At 49.2% G+C, this 15,492-nt stretch carries 14 protein-coding genes; 12 read left to right on the top strand and 2 right to left on the bottom strand.

Features of this window, described 5'->3' with window-relative positions; translation table 11 throughout:
- Positions 1-51 precede the first annotated feature (51 nt).
- Positions 52-1,182: a trypsin-like peptidase domain-containing protein gene (locus AWU77_RS18040; RefSeq protein WP_062066687.1), complete on the bottom strand. Its 1,131-nt coding sequence runs from the start codon at positions 1,180-1,182 to the stop codon at positions 52-54.
- Positions 1,183-1,298: 116 nt separating this feature from the next.
- Positions 1,299-1,805, bottom strand: a complete 507-nt coding sequence (locus tag AWU77_RS18035; RefSeq protein ID WP_062066684.1) for a YhcB family protein — start codon at positions 1,803-1,805, stop codon at positions 1,299-1,301.
- A gap of 145 nt (positions 1,806-1,950) precedes the next feature.
- Here AWU77_RS18035 and AWU77_RS18030 point away from each other — a divergent pair, with 145 nt between their 5' ends.
- The 12 genes from AWU77_RS18030 to phoU all read left to right on the top strand — a co-directional run bounded on the left by AWU77_RS18030 (position 1,951) and on the right by phoU (position 15,374).
- Positions 1,951-2,613: an alpha/beta hydrolase gene (locus AWU77_RS18030; RefSeq protein ID WP_062066680.1), complete on the top strand. Its 663-nt coding sequence runs from the start codon at positions 1,951-1,953 to the stop codon at positions 2,611-2,613.
- Between the two features lie 85 nt (positions 2,614-2,698).
- On the top strand, positions 2,699-3,832 hold the full coding sequence (zapE, locus tag AWU77_RS18025; RefSeq protein ID WP_062066677.1) for a cell division protein ZapE: 1,134 nt from the start codon (positions 2,699-2,701) through the stop codon (positions 3,830-3,832).
- Between the two features lie 122 nt (positions 3,833-3,954).
- Positions 3,955-4,383 carry a 50S ribosomal protein L13 gene (gene rplM, locus AWU77_RS18020; protein ID WP_062066674.1) on the top strand — a complete coding sequence of 143 codons (429 nt, stop codon included), beginning with the start codon at positions 3,955-3,957 and terminating at the stop codon, positions 4,381-4,383.
- Positions 4,384-4,394: 11 nt separating this feature from the next.
- Positions 4,395-4,787, top strand: coding sequence for a 30S ribosomal protein S9 (rpsI, locus tag AWU77_RS18015; protein WP_062066671.1), 393 nt, complete (start codon positions 4,395-4,397; stop codon positions 4,785-4,787).
- 291 nt (positions 4,788-5,078) lie between these two features.
- A complete protein-coding gene (petA, locus tag AWU77_RS18010; RefSeq protein ID WP_062066667.1) occupies positions 5,079-5,678 on the top strand; it encodes a ubiquinol-cytochrome c reductase iron-sulfur subunit in 600 nt (199 codons plus the stop codon).
- A 1-nt stretch (position 5,679) separates the two neighbouring features.
- Positions 5,680-7,914, top strand: coding sequence for a ubiquinol-cytochrome c reductase (locus tag AWU77_RS18005; RefSeq protein ID WP_062066664.1), 2,235 nt, complete (start codon positions 5,680-5,682; stop codon positions 7,912-7,914).
- Between the two features lie 115 nt (positions 7,915-8,029).
- Positions 8,030-8,455, top strand: a complete 426-nt coding sequence (locus AWU77_RS18000; RefSeq protein WP_062066660.1) for a ClpXP protease specificity-enhancing factor — start codon at positions 8,030-8,032, stop codon at positions 8,453-8,455.
- Positions 8,456-8,659: 204 nt separating this feature from the next.
- The gene (locus tag AWU77_RS17995) at positions 8,660-9,628 is read left to right on the top strand and encodes a phosphate ABC transporter substrate-binding protein (protein WP_062066657.1); all 969 of its coding nucleotides are present in this window, start codon (positions 8,660-8,662) and stop codon (positions 9,626-9,628) included.
- Between the two features lie 158 nt (positions 9,629-9,786).
- Positions 9,787-12,078 carry an ABC transporter permease subunit gene (locus AWU77_RS17990; protein ID WP_062066654.1) on the top strand — a complete coding sequence of 764 codons (2,292 nt, stop codon included), beginning with the start codon at positions 9,787-9,789 and terminating at the stop codon, positions 12,076-12,078.
- A 13-nt stretch (positions 12,079-12,091) separates the two neighbouring features.
- A complete protein-coding gene (pstA, locus tag AWU77_RS17985) occupies positions 12,092-13,780 on the top strand; it encodes a phosphate ABC transporter permease PstA (RefSeq protein ID WP_062066651.1) in 1,689 nt (562 codons plus the stop codon).
- Between the two features lie 77 nt (positions 13,781-13,857).
- Entirely contained in the window at positions 13,858-14,634 is a 777-nt protein-coding gene (pstB, locus tag AWU77_RS17980) for a phosphate ABC transporter ATP-binding protein PstB (RefSeq protein WP_062066648.1), read from the top strand.
- Positions 14,635-14,654: 20 nt separating this feature from the next.
- Positions 14,655-15,374 carry a phosphate signaling complex protein PhoU gene (phoU, locus tag AWU77_RS17975; protein WP_152625398.1) on the top strand — a complete coding sequence of 240 codons (720 nt, stop codon included), beginning with the start codon at positions 14,655-14,657 and terminating at the stop codon, positions 15,372-15,374.
- The last annotated feature ends 118 nt before the right edge of the window (positions 15,375-15,492 follow it).

Below are 15,492 nucleotides of genomic sequence, written 5' to 3'. Positions count from 1 at the left end.
AAAAACGGGCGCAGCAGGCGCCCGTTTTTTTGTCTGGAGTATTTGGTTTGATCAAGTTTTGGTGCGGCTGTTGGGCGGGAAATCGGCTATGGCTTTCAACTCTATTACGTTGCCGTCGCGAATAATGCGGAAGGTGATTTCCGCATTGGGTTGAATATTGCCGAGTGAGTTTCTGAGCGATTGTTCGGTGACCAGTGCGATGTTGTCGATATGGGTAATTACATCGTTCAGTTTGAACCCGGCTTTTTCGGCGGGGCTGTTCGGCTCAATTTCACTGACCAATAAACCGTTGGTTCCGAGTATTCGAATTTGTTCTGCGGACAAATAATTAATTCCCACACCTAACCAGCCGCGCCTTACTCCGCCAAATTCAACAATTTGTTTGAGTGAGTTCATCGCTTTATCGACTGGCACAGCAAAGCTAATACCAAACGATGCGCCGGTTTCATCCAGCATGGCGGTGTTGATGCCGATCAGGTTTCCATAAGCATCAATCAATGCCCCGCCAGAATTGCCCGGGTTGATCGCGGCATCGGTTTGAATAAAATTTTCGGTGCTATTAATGCCGAGATTCCAGCGCCCGGTTGCACTGACGATACCTTGGCTAACACTCTGCCCAACACCAAACGGATTGCCAATCGCCAATACCACATCACCAACACGAACATTGTCTGACACACCGAGGGTGATGGCAGAAATATTGTCCAGTTGGATTTTTAAAACCGCCAGATCATTTGCTTTATCAATTCCAATCAGTTCTGCGGCTGTCACGCGGCCATCGTAAAGCAATACCGCAATGCGGTCGGCACCATTGATAACGTGATTGTTGGTGAGAATTAAGCCAGCGCTATCAACAATCACACCCGACCCCAGCGTTTTTTGCATGCGCTCTTGTTGCGGTGTATTGGAGTTGTTGTAAAGGTGGCGAAAGAACGGGTTATTAGAGAGATTTTGGTTGCGTTGTACTACGCGCTTTTCGGTGTACACATTTACTACGGCGGGCGCAGCACGGCTTACTGCATCGGCATAAGAGACTGCGCCATAGCGCGCATTGTTTGCAGGGCTGCTAGTTTGCGGTTGTTGGCCACGTAACTGGGGGAACAATACTAGTGCGAGCAACCCAATGATAACGCCTGCGGTAATGGGCCAGCCAACAAACTGCAGCAAGCGTTGTAGGAACATGCGAAAGGTCTCCGTCGTTATTGTTATTAGCCAATAAAAACCCCGCAGTGCGGGGCTGTGCATTTATTTCGACGTCCTGTGCGCGATCTAACTGATAGAACGATATTGCGTATTAATTAATAGCGATTGGCTTTGCCATCAAAATCATAGTCATCGGCAGACTCGGTTGGCATGCGGGCGCTGTTGTGTGAGTCGTCGCGTAAATCGTAATCTTCACTTAGCGATCCTTTAGCACCCGGGGCTTTGGGCGCCCAATCGCGCGGTGGTTCAATGCGCTGTTCGGCGACGTAGGCTTTAGTGCCGCTGCCGAGATTGGTGTTGGCTGAATCCAGAATCTGGCGGCTAATTGCCGGTGTCGCCAATTTCAGTGCTCCATTTGCCAAATGCTCATGTACTTCGCGGTAGGCGTGGGTAAGGTTGTTGACCAGTTGTGAGGTTTGCGCAAAATGCTCGGCAACATCGCGCTGATAGCCCTGCAGCGAGCCTTCAGCTTCGTGCAAGCGCTGCTCAAGGTCGTGACCAAGAATTTTGGCGCGGAAGATAAAGGCGATTAAAACACCAAGACCTGCTCCTGCGAGCAAACAGATCAAACCGGTAATAACTACTGCACTGAATGAATACACAAAAAATCTCCTGCTGGGCATCGCTGTTACGCGAGCGATATACGACCAAGGTCATTGATAGTTCTATTATAAGTCCATTTTCTCATTAAAATGAGCAAAAATTCTCGGGCTTGTGCGTGTTTGCATTTTATTACAGAGGTAATTCATGAATTTTCCATTTGATAAAGAGCAGGCGCTTTTTATTTCTGGCCCTTGCGGTCAGTTACAGGTAGTGATTCATCAGGGCGATGACGCAGGGCACTTTGCTGCGCGCGACTTGTTGGTGGTTATTGCGCATCCGCATCCGGTGCATGGCGGCACCATGGATAATAAAGTGGTAACGACTTTGATGCGCACCTATCGCGACTTGGGCATTCATGTGGTGCGCTTTAATTTTCGCGGGGTGGGCAAGAGTGACGGAGTTTTTGATGATGCGATTGGCGAGCTGGATGACTTGCTCGCGATCATCACCTGGGCGAAGCAATCCTTGCCACATGCCTCTATATTACTGGCGGGCTTTTCGTTTGGCTCTGCTATAGCCGCACAGGCGAGTTATCAAGTGGGTGCGCTGCAGCATCTCACCTTGGTGGCGCCACCAGTGGAGCGTTATGCCTATGATCGCGAGGGTCAATTTCCCTGCGCGCTGGCGGTTATTCAGGGAGATAAAGACGAGCGTGTTGTTGCTGAAGGTGTGTATCAGTGGGTTTCCACCTTACACGGCGCCACTGAGCTTTTGCGTTACCCCGATGCAGGGCATTTTTTCCATGGTTACTTAACCCAGATGAAAAATGATTTGACTCAAACATTGCTTCGCCAGATCCCACTCTAAGCCCTGTTTTGTATGTGAATTTGATGGCGTCGCTACCGGCTTATCGCTAAAGTGGCGCCCATTGTTAGTGAGCCTTCCGGTATTTATGACGTCTTCTATTTCTCTCTCTCCCTTGGCGCGCTATGAGCGCGATCTCCTGCGCCCGGATTTTCGCCGCGATGCTGCGCAGGCTGCGGCAGTGGATCATCTGCAGCATCTTTATCAAGAATTGGTTCGCGTTTGGCAGGATGAGCAAGCGCAAAGTGGGTTAAGTGGTTTTTTCAGGCGCTTAACTGGCGCCAAGCCGCGTCAACTAGTGCGCGGTTTGTATTTTTGGGGTGGGGTAGGACGCGGTAAAACCTATCTGATGGATAATTTTTTTGAAAGCCTGCCCTTTGAGCAAAAACTGCGCGCGCACTTTCATCGGTTTATGCGGCGTGTGCACGCGGAGCTTAAAAAGCTGGATGGTCAGAAAAATCCGCTAAAAAAAGTGGCTGATATCATCGCCAATGAGGCGCGCGTCATTTGTTTCGATGAGTTTTTTGTGTCGGATATTACCGATGCGATGATTCTCGGCACCTTGATGGAGGAGTTGTTCGCTCGCGGCGTCACGCTGGTGGCTACCTCGAACATCGTGCCCGACGGTCTATATAAAGATGGTTTGCAGCGTGCGCGCTTTTTGCCTGCCATCGCCTTGCTGAATCAGCACACCTTGGTGGTGAATGTGGATGGTGGGGTAGATTATCGCCTGCGCGCCCTTGAGCAGGCTGAACTCTATCATTCCCCCTTGGATGCGGCAGCTGATCAGAGCCTAATGTGCAGTTTTAAAAGTCTGTTATCCGTCGCTGCCGAAGTCGATGAAAATCCTGAGCTTGAGGTGGAGGGGCGTTTGATTCGCGCCCGCTACTTGAGTGAAGGCATTGTCTGGTTTGATTTTGTTGAGTTGTGCGACGGTCCTCGCTCACAAAATGACTACATCGAGCTGGCGCGCGAGTATCACTCGGTGATTTTGAGCAATGTGCCGGGTTTGGGGCGCGCTAATGACGATCAGGCGCGGCGCTTTGTGAATCTGGTGGATGAATTTTATGATCGGCAGGTCAAGCTGGTCATTTCAGCCGAGCGCCCTTTGGCCGAGATCTATTCTACCGGCAAGTTGGATTTTGAGTTTCAGCGCACCGTGAGCCGACTGTTGGAAATGCAAAGTCATGAGTATCTGGCGCGTCCACATCGACCTGAATAGCAATTCAACCGCAAATTATGATTGAAAATCAAACATTGGCTGTGTAGTATGCCGCCTCCCTATTTTAGGGGTTGTTTTATTCATTTAGATATTAGTTCCACATCCAATTAGGCAGGAATAACATGAAGACCTATATTGCCAAAGCTGAATCTGTCGTTAATGACTGGTTCGTCGTGGATGCGGCGGGAAAAACACTCGGCCGTTTATCTGCGGAAATCGCCTCGCGTTTGCGTGGCAAGCACAAGCCAGAATTCACTCCACACGTTGATACCGGCGATTACATTGTTGTAATCAATGCCGCTCAAGTGCGCGTGACTGGCCGTAAAGCAACTGACAAGATTTATTACTCTCACACCGGTTTCGTGGGCGGCATTAAATCTATCAGCTTCCAGAAGTTGATTGAAAAAGCTCCAGAGCGCACCATCGAAACTGCCGTTAAAGGTATGTTGCCGAAGGGTCCGCTGGGTCGCGCTATGTTCAAAAAACTGAAAGTTTATGCAGGTAATGAGCATCCACATGCTGCTCAGCAACCTAAAGAACTGAACATCTAAGGGGAGCTGACATGTCTGCTACACAATTTTACGGCACTGGCCGTCGCAAAACCTCTACCGCGCGTGTGTTCATCACTGCAGGTACTGGTACTATCACCGTAAATGACCGTCCGTTGGACCAGTATTTCGGTCGTCCAGTTGCGCGCATGGTTGTTCGTCAACCATTGGAACTGGTTGGTTTGGTAGAAAAATTTGACGTTAATGTTACTGTCGCCGGTGGCGGTAGTTTCGGTCAGGCGGGCGCTATTCGCCATGGTTTGACCCGTGCGCTGATGGAATATGATGAGTCTCTGCGTAGCGATTTACGCAAAGCCGGTTACGTTACTCGCGATTCACGCGAAGTTGAGCGTAAGAAGGTTGGTCTGCGTAAAGCACGTAAGAAGCCGCAATTCTCCAAGCGTTAATGGTTTTCTCCAGCTGGTTTTATGCTGGCTGGTTGATGATCATCAAAAAAACGCCCAAGTCTTTACTGGCTTGGGCGTTTTTTTACGTCTAAAATTACCGGCTTATAACCCACTGTTTATGTGTGGTTATTCTTGTAAGCAGTGCGTTAATTCATTAACATTGCCCGCCTTTTCTTGAGTCACCCAATATTCCTTTTTTCGCCGGACTTCGTATCAGTAATCTGTAACAAGTCTTGCGGCGATTTTAGGCAATTTGCTAGCCGTTAAAGCTGTTTAGGGGAGAAAATCGTCATGAGTAATGACGCAGTAAATCAAACGCGCCGCCGCGTATTAATCGGAGCCACTTGTGCAGTGGGTGCGGTTGGTGTTGTGGGTGCCGCAGTTCCATTCGTGGGTTCATGGAATCCTAGCGCCAAAGCGAAAGCTGCTGGCGCGCCAGTGAAGTACAACATCAGCAAAATCGAACCGGGTGCTATGGTTACGGTTGAGTGGCGCGGCAAGCCAGTCTTTATCGTGCGTCGTACCCAAGCCGCTTTGGATAGCTTGAAGAAAGTGGAGGAGCAAGGGGTGTTATTGGACGCCAACTCCGATGAGCCTCAACAGCCTGACTATGCCAAAAATGCCGAGCGTGCAATTAACAAAGAGTTCGCCATTTTGTTAGGGGTTTGTACGCACTTGGGTTGTGCCCCTGCATTTCGCCCGGACGTAGGCGCGGCAGATTTGGGTGGTGCAAAGTGGCAGGGTGGATTCTTTTGTCCATGCCATGGTTCCAAATACGATCTTGCCGGTCGTGTATATGTCGCTGTACCCGCACCGTTGAATCTGGAAGTTCCTCCTCATCGTTATGAGAGCGAGTCCATAGTTGTGATTGGCGAAGATCAAGGGGCTTGATATGAATTGGTTAGTTGATTTGTGGCAGTGGGTTGATAAGCGTCTTCCGGTGCAGCGCGCATGGGATACGCACATGGCCAAGTACTATGCGCCCAAGAATTTTAACTTCTGGTATTTTTTTGGCGTACTTTCGCTGCTGGTATTGGTAAACCAATTGGTTACCGGTATCTGGTTGACTATGAGTTATAACCCGTCCGCTGAAGGTGCGTTTGCTTCGGTTGAATACATTATGCGCGATGTGGATTACGGTTGGCTGTTGCGCTACATGCACTCCACCGGCGCCTCTGCTTTCTTTATTGTGGTGTATCTCCACATGTTCCGCGGCATGATGTACGGCTCTTATAAAGCCCCGCGCGAGCTGGTGTGGATTTTCGGCATGACTATTTATTTGGTGCTGATGGCCGAAGCCTTTATGGGCTACGTATTGCCTTGGGGTCAGATGTCATACTGGGGCGCACAGGTAATCGTATCCTTGTTTGGCGCTATTCCTGGTATAGGCGATGACTTGGTGCAGTGGATTCGCGGTGATTATCTTATCTCTGGCATTACCCTTAACCGCTTTTTCGCCCTGCACGTGGTTGCTTTGCCAATTGTATTATTGGCGTTGGTGGTGATGCACATTCTGGCATTGCACGAAGTGGGTTCTAACAACCCAGATGGTGTGGAGATCAAAAAGAACAAAGATGAAAATGGCATTCCGCGCGATGGTGTTCCTTTCCATCCGTTCTACACAGTGCACGATCTGGTTGGTATCACAGTGTTCCTGTTTGCCTTCTGCTTCATTATGTTCTTTATGCCGGAGATGGGTGGTTTCTTCCTTGAGTACGCTAACTTTGAAGAAGCTAACAACCTGAAAACCCCGCTGCATATTGCTCCAGTTTGGTATTTCACCCCGTTCTATGCGGTGCTGCGTGCAGTGACCATGCCAATCGAAATTGGCCCGCTGGTATTGACTGCAAAATTGCTCGGCTTTGCGGCTATGGGCGCAGCAATTGCGCTGCTGTTTGTATTGCCTTGGCTGGATCGCAGTAAGGTGAAGTCCATGCGTTATCGCGGCCATATTCCGCGCATTATGCTAATCGCTTTTGCGGCGATGTTTGTGGTGTTGGGTTACTTGGGTGTTAAAGCGCCGACAGAGGGCAGAACCCTGTTGTCGCAAATTGCTACCGCGTTTTACTTCGCCTATTTCCTGACTATGCCGGTGTGGACAACCACTAGCCCGGAAAAAGCGAAATCCAAAATTTCCTGGGTTCTGTGTGGTGTGTTTGTTGTGGTCTTTACCTGGATGGGCTTCGAATACATTGGTGGCGATGTTCCGGTATTGTTATTGATCCTCTGCTTCCTGTTGGCGGCGATTTTTGCGGTGCTGCCAATTCTGGCTGCGCGCGATAAGGATCTGGTTGAGCCAACCCGTACCCAGTCGAAAGGTTTGCCAGCATTGGTTGTGCTTGCCGGTTTGGCGTTATTTATCATTCTTGCCGTGGTGCCTATCAAAGCGGTTGCTAGCGAAGGTGCGTTCAACTGCGGCGCGATTCCCTGTGATCACATGGAGCCAGACCTGAATGACAAAGAGTCTTTACAGCGCGGTGCAAAATATTTCGCCAACTACTGCATGGGTTGTCACTCGGCCAAGTATTCACGCTATGAGCGTGTTGCTGATGACTTGGGTATCCCACACAACTTGATGGAGCAAAACCTGATTTTTGGCGATCAGCGTATCGGCCAATTGATGGAAATTGCGATGAAACCACAGCAAGCAAAAGTATGGTTTGGTGTGGTTCCACCCGATCTGACACTGGTGGCGCGCGCGCGTTCACCTGAGTGGTTGTATACCTATCTGCGAAACTTCTACAAGGATGAAACTCGTCCTTGGGGGGTTAACAATCGCGTATTCCCCAATGTGGGCATGCCCCATGTATTGATTGGCCCACAAGGTTTGCTTGAGTGCGGAGCTGGCCCAAAACTTAATCACCATGGTGGCGCTTTGCGCAATGATGTTGGTCAAATTGAAATGGATGAACATTGCGGTGCGCTGAAGGAAGGCAAAATCAAAGGGAGCATGTCTGCTGCTGAATTTGATGAGGCGGTTTACGATGTAGTTAACTTCCTTGAGTATGTGGCTGAGCCTGTCGCAGTGAAGCGTCAATCGATGGGTTATTACGTCCTGGGCTTCTTGTTGATACTGTTTGTCTTTGTGTACTTCCTGAATCGCGAATTCTGGAGAGATATTCACTGATAACAAAACGGGCGACTTAGGTCGCCCGTTTTGTTTGCGGTACAGCTTATTGAGCCTCGGAGAAAAAACCTGTAGTTTGTTGCCGTTTTTCACTCGATCTGTAAAGGAAACTTTTATGTCCATGACATCCAGCCGTCCATATTTTTTGCGCGCTATCTATGAATGGATACTGGATAATAATTGCACTCCGCACATTTTGGTTGATGCGCATGTGCAAGGTACTCAGGTGCCGCAGCAGCATGTCAACAAAGATGGGCAAATTATTTTGAATATATCCCCCACGGCGATCAAAGATTTTTTTATGGATAATACCGCCGTCTCGTTCAATGCGCGTTTTAGTGGTGTAGTGAACAACATTTATGTTCCCTGTGGTGCGATTCTGGGTATTTACGCCCGTGAAAACGGCCAAGGTATGATGTTTGAGCCAGAACAAAACCCACAGCCGCCGGCGCCGACATCTCCGCCAAACTCTCCTGCGCCAGAGCCCATATCGCCCTCAGGTGCTGCACCTAAACGGCCCGGTTTACGAGTTGTAAAATAGCTTTATCAGCACCCGCTTCGGCGGGTGTTTTTATTTTGATGGAATAAAAAAGATATGACGATTTTGCGACATATTTGTGACAAAAATTCCCGTTGGTCATATTACTGTCATATTTGCTGGATAAAGTGGTCGCCAATGAAGAGGCAAACCTCTTCATCAACAAGCATGAATTCATTATTCACGAATGACTAAACGGAGCGCTCTATGAACGCTATGAAAATTATTAAAGGGTTGGCATTGGCCGGCTCTATGGTATGTGCAGCAGCGCTGCAAGCGGCAGTTGACCCTAAGTTACCTGAGTACAAGGTGGTGACTGGTGTATCAGGCAATGTGAACTCAATTGGTTCAGATACACTCAACAACCTGATGACACTCTGGGCTGAAGATTTCAAAAAATCCTATCCTAACGTCAATATTCAAATTCAAGGCGCTGGTTCTTCAACTGCACCACCAGCCTTGACTGAAGGTACCGCTAATTTCGGCCCTATGAGCCGGATGATGAAAACCGAAGAGATTCAGGCGTTTGAAGCTAAGCACGGCTACAAGCCAACAGCTGTTCCTGTAGCTATTGATGTGTTGGCGGTTTATGTCAACAAAGATAATCCGATCAAGGGTTTAAGTATCCCTCAAGTTGATGCCATTTTCTCTGCTACCCGTAAATGTGGTGGCGCTAAGGACATCACTAGTTGGGGTGAGGTTGGTTTGACTGATGCGTGGGCAAAGCGTGATTTTGCGATCTACAGCCGCAATGCAGTGTCAGGTACCTATGGTTACTTTAAAGATGAAGCTCTGTGTAAAGGTGACTATAAGGCTAATATTCTTGAGCAACCAGGTTCTGCTTCAGTAGTGCAGGGTGTTTCTGAATCAATTAACGGTATTGGTTACTCAGGTATTGGTTACATCACCTCGGGTGTTAAAGCAGTTCCTTTGTCCAAGAAAGACGGTCAGCCGTTTGTAACTGCTGAGGCATCGCATGCATTGGATGGTTCTTACCCGCTGTCACGTGTACTTTACATGTACATCAACAAGCACCCGAACCGCCCGTTAGATTCGATCCAGTTGGAGTTCATCAAAATGATTCTCTCCAAGCAAGGTCAAGAAACTGTAGTGCGCGATGGCTACATCCCGCTGCCTGCAACCATGGTGACCAAGGCTCTTGCTGAGTTGAAGTAATTATCCAGGTTGTGTGAAAAACGCCGACTAGTTCGGCGTTTTTTTATGGGTGCAAATAAAAAGATGACACTTATGTGACAGTGCCTGGGTGATTGTAACAAAAGTGTCATTTTTGCCTGTTAGCATTTACACGCCAGACAATTCCAGGTGAGTAGACCATGTCCGAACCAGTCCTAGTGGCCAAACCAATGCCAAGCCTGATGCCAACAACCGAGCAGCGCAGTCGTTTGCGTCGTATCCGTCAATTCAAAGACAATCTATCGCGCTATGGCGTAATGTCAGCCGGTCTGGCGGTAGTATTTTCCTTGGGTTTAATTTTCTTTTACCTGTTTTCTGAAATTGCGCCGCTGTTTCGCGGTGCATCTGTGGATATCACCCATCGTTTTACGCCTGTGCAGTTGCAGCAGGTCGAGTCAGATCCAACTGAGTATTTGTTGCTAGAGCGCTATGAAGAGATAGGCGCCAATTTTAAACGAAGTGGAGCAGTAAACTTTTTCGCGGTTAATGATGGCAGCCCAGTGTTAAATGCACAGGTGCCGCGCGCAGAAGGTGCCGTTTTTACCCGCTTGGCGACCAGTACGCCAGATCAAGGTTTGATTGCTTATGGCTACGACAATGGTCAAGTTGCGTTGACCAAAGTGAACTATGCACTGAGCTACCCGCAGGACAAGCGTCAGATAGTGCCAAGCTTGGTATACCCCTTGGGCGATGCGCCATTGCAGTTAGATGAACAGGGCGCGGCGATTACCCAGCTAGCGGTACAGGAGACCTCCAGCGGCATTTTGATGGGGGCGCTTACGGCAGATAAGCGGTTGTTATTGGGTATCTTCAGCAGTAATACCAACATGATTACCGGCGAAGAAACACTGAGTCAGGAAGTGTTTCCCCTGCCTGCTTTGCCGGAGGGCGTAACACCTATAGCAATCCAGGTGGATGAAAGTGCGCAGCATCTGATTATTGCTGACGATAATGCCCAGTTGTGGTTGTACAACATCATCAATCCCAGCACACCTGTACGTCAGGCGCCAGTTGCGGTTCCCGGCGGCAAGATTACCGCAATGGAGTTTTTGGTGGGTACCGCATCGCTCGTGATAGGTACTGACCAAGGGCAAGTGAGCCAGTGGTTTTTGGTGCGCAATAGCGACAATGTCTACGAGGTTAAATTTGTTCGCGCATTTGATTCACTTGCCGGTGCCGTTATTCGGGTAGTGCCTGAACATGCGCGGCGCGGTTTTTGGGCGAGCGACGATAAAGGCAATATCGGCATCTATTACGGCACCTCAGAGCGCACGCTATTCCTCGACTCGCTGGCGGATAAACCTATCACCCAGATTGCGGTGTCGCCTATCCATCATCGCGCACTCTTACTCGATGTGAGCAATGAGCTAGCGGTGGCCGATGTCTGGAATAAACACCCGGAAGTATCGTTCAGTTCTCTATGGCAAAAAGTGTGGTACGAGGGGCGTGAGTCGCCGGAGTACATTTGGCAGGCATCCTCCGGTAGCGATAATTTTGAAGCCAAAATGAGTTTTGTGCCGCTTTCAATAGGCACCTTAAAAGCCGCCTTTTTTGCGATGTTATTTGCAATTCCTTTGGGGGTTGCGGGTGCCATTTACACCGCATACTTTATGACTCCCAAGCTGCGTGGCCTGGTAAAGCCGACCATCGAAATTATGGAGGCATTGCCCACGGTGATCCTCGGCTTTCTGGCGGGCTTGTGGTTGGCGCCCTTTGTGGAAAACCATCTTCCTGCGGTGTTTGCGATCTTGATTGCCCTGCCCATCGTCATGCTAATAACCGGCTATCTATGGAGTCGCTGCCCTGAATCCTTGCGCACACGGGTTCCCGAGGGCTGGGAGGCAGCAATGTTGATAGTGCCAATTATCATCACTGTATGGTTTTGTATTGTTGCCAGCCCTTTTACCGAGATCTGGTTGTTTGGCGGCAGCATGCCGCAGTGGTTTACTGAAAATGGTATCGACTACAGTCAGCGCAACGCCTTGGTTGTTGGCATAGTGATGGGCTTTGCAGTAATCCCCACTATTTTTTCCATCGCTGAAGATGCGGTCTTTAGTGTGCCGCGCCATCTAACTCAAGGTTCTCTGGCGCTCGGCGCCACCCGCTGGCAGACAGTGGTGGGCGTGGTGTTGCCTACGGCGAGTCCCGGCATTTTCTCTGCAATGATGATGGGTTTTGGTCGTGCCGTGGGCGAGACCATGATTGTACTCATGGCTACCGGTAACAGCCCCATTGTGAACTTCAATATTTTTGAGGGTATGCGTACTTTCTCCGCCAATATCGCGGTGGAGTTGCCAGAAACGGCGGTCGCCAGTACCCATTTCCGTGTGCTTTTCCTTGCAGCTCTAGTGCTGTTGGCGCTGACTTTTGTGGTGAATACGCTGGCGGAAGTCATTCGTCAACGGCTCCGCAAACGTTACAGCAATCTGTAATGGGTGATGTGTGATGAAAAAATTATCGAGTAAGCAGACTTCTTGGTTTCAAAGCGGATCGCCTTGGGTTTGGCTCAATGGCGGCGCTGTTACGCTGTGCATGATTATGGTAATTGGCCTGCTTGGGTTGATTGCGGTGCGTGGTTTTGGTCATTTTTGGCCTGCCGACATATTGCAAACATCAATTACCGATCGCGCGGGACAAAAACAGATAGTGATGGGTGAGTTTGTCCGCGACGAAATTATTACCGCAGCGGTGGCGCGCGATGGTGGCTATGAAGTGCCAGCTGATACGGAAGTCATTACGCGTCATTTATTCAAGCTTGGCAATCGCGATATTAGTGGCCGCGACTTTGTCTGGTTTTTGGATATGGGCATGGATGAGTGGCAGTACCCTGCCGATGCTATTGCCATTGAGCGCCGTGAGTGGGGTAATTTCTACGGTTTTCCTGTAGCAGTTCAAGAAGGTGGCGCGGTAGTGTCAAAATTGGGCGATGAGGGCTTTTGGCAGGAATTAGACAGCCGTTTACGTCGTGCGCTTGAATTGCATCAACAGGTGAGTCGTATCGAAAGGGTAGACATAGGACGCATCAATAAGCACATGGACGACCTGCGTCTTGAGCGCCGCCGCTTGGAACTGGATGGCATCAAAGGCGAAGCAATGGCGCTGGCCGATGCTGATATGAGTGAGCGCCGCGCGGCACTGGAGGCGGAGTACGCTATTATCAAAACGCGCCGCGACGACATTCTTGCGCAAGCCACCCGCGACAAGCTGCAGGTACGTACGGGTAGTGGTAAAGAAGCGGTGATTGGTTTTGATCACATAGTGCGAATTACTCGCCCAAATGAAATGAGCGTGCTGGATAAATTGGTGCAGTACGGCGATCGTTTTTGGGAGTTCCTAACCGACGAACCCCGCGAAGCCAATACCGAAGGCGGTATTTTTCCGGCTATTTTCGGCACAGTGACAATGGTGATTGTGATGTCAATCATGGTGACACCACTCGGTGTATTGGCGGCGATTTATCTGCGTGAATACGCTAAGCAAGGCACCATATTGAAGATAATTCGCATCTCGGTGTACAACCTGGCGGGCGTTCCTTCAATTGTTTACGGCGTATTTGGTTTAGGGTTTTTTGTGTACATCCTCGGTGGCAGTATCGACCAGCTGTTTTATCCTGAATCCCTGCCGTCACCTACCTTCGGGACCCCTGGGTTGTTCTGGGCATCGCTCACGCTGGCGCTCATGACCTTACCGGTTGTGATTGTGTCTACCGAAGAAGGGCTGTCGCGCATACCAAGTACAATCCGTCAGGGCAGTCTCGCATTGGGTGCGACCAAGGCAGAAACCTTATGGAAAGTGGTGGTACCCTTGGCAACTCCAGCGATGATGACCGGTTTGATTTTGGCGATTGCACGCGCCGCCGGTGAAGTGGCGCCGCTGATGTTGGTGGGGGTGGTGAAATTGGCTCCTGCACTTCCAGTCGATGGTAATTATCCTTATTTGCATCTCGATCAAAAAATTATGCACCTCGGCTTTCATATTTACGATGTGGGTTTTCAAAGCCCCAACGTCGAAGCTGCACGCCCATTGGTTTACGCAACCTCGTTAATTCTGGTGTTGCTGATTATTGTATTAAATATTGCCGCGATCAAAATTCGCAATAATTTGCGCGAGAAATATCGTGGTGCATCGGATTAAACCGCTGCAACAAAATTGTCATTAAATTGAAATAATTCAGCGAATTTACTTTTGATTTTTTAAAACAGGCACAACATATGAGTCCGACAGCATTGGTGGAACCGATCAAGCTTGAAGTAGATAATCTCAATTTGTACTACGATCAAAAGCGCGCATTAAATAATGTGAGCTTGAAAATACCAGAGAAAAAAGTAACCGCCTTTATCGGCCCATCTGGCTGCGGTAAATCAACGCTGCTGCGCTGCTTCAACCGGATGAATGACCTGGTCGATTTGTGCCGTGTAGAAGGAAAAATTTTACTTGATGGCCAAAATATCTACGACAAAAGTGTCGATGTAGCAGAATTGCGTCGCCAGGTTGGGATGGTGTTCCAAAAACCCAATCCATTTCCAAAATCGATTTATGAAAACGTAGCTTATGGTCTACGCTTACAAGGTGTTAAATCCAAACGTGTATTGGATGAAGTAGTAGAAAGATCATTAAAAGGTGCCGCGCTCTGGGATGAAGTAAAAGATCGTCTGCACGAAAATGCGTTTGGTTTATCGGGCGGGCAGCAACAGCGTTTGGTGATAGCGCGTGCAATTGCGATTGAACCAGAGGTGATTTTGTTGGATGAGCCTGCATCAGCACTTGATCCAATTTCTACCTTAAAAATTGAAGAGCTCATCAACGAGCTGAAGCACCAGTACACCATTGTGATCGTAACGCACAGTATGCAACAGGCCGCCCGCGTTTCGGATTACACCGCGTTTATGTATATGGGGGATTTGATCGAGCACGGTTTAACTGACACGCTCTTTACTAATCCCAGCAAAAAACAAACTGAAGATTACATCACCGGCCGTTACGGTTAATGCGGAGGCGCACCATGGTTATGGATATTACAAGTCACACTCACCACATTTCGCAGCAATATAATATTGAGCTTGAGGCGATCCGCACGCACTTATCCGAAATGGGCGGCATGGCGCAGCGCCAGGTTAATGATGCCATTCAAGCCTTGATCGATGCCGATGTGGAGCGTGCAGAACAAGTCGTGCGCGCAGATTTAAAAGTAAATTCAATGGAAATGGCAATCGATGAAGAGTGTATTCGCATTCTTGCGCGTCGGCAGCCAGCCGCCAGCGATTTACGTTTGGTGATTGCTGTCACCAAAGCCATTACAGATTTGGAGCGTATTGGCGATGAGGCAACAAAAATTGCCCGTCAGGCGATTGCGATGAATAAAGATGGTCTGGCGCCGCGCGGTTATATAGAAGTGCGTCACATCGGCGGCAATGTCACGCGCATGTTACAAGATGCTCTCGACGCTTTTGCGCGTCTCGATATGGATTTAGCCTTGACCGTAGTGCAGACCGATAAACAAGTTGATATGGAATACAGCACAGCGATGCGCGAGCTAGTGACCTTTATGATTGAAGATCCGCGCAGTATTACGCGGGTGCTCAATATTATGTGGTCGTTGCGTGCGCTAGAGCGCATTGGCGACCATGCGCGCAATTTGGCGCAATACGTGATTTATCTGGTCAACGGTGAAGATGTTCGCCACTCCAATCTCGAAGAGATCGCTGAAAACGTCAATAACAAAGAATAGGCCGGCGATTTTCCCGGTTGCGTATTTTTTGCGTGACTAAAGCGACATCCTCTTGTTAAATAACCCGCGCCTGTTAGCAGGCGCGGGTTTTTTCGTTTTCAGGTCAAACACCAGTGGT

It is taken from the genome of Cellvibrio sp. OA-2007 (assembly GCF_000953825.1).
Lineage (GTDB): Bacteria > Pseudomonadota > Gammaproteobacteria > Pseudomonadales > Cellvibrionaceae > Cellvibrio.
This window is presented reverse-complemented; position numbering and strand designations above follow the sequence as displayed.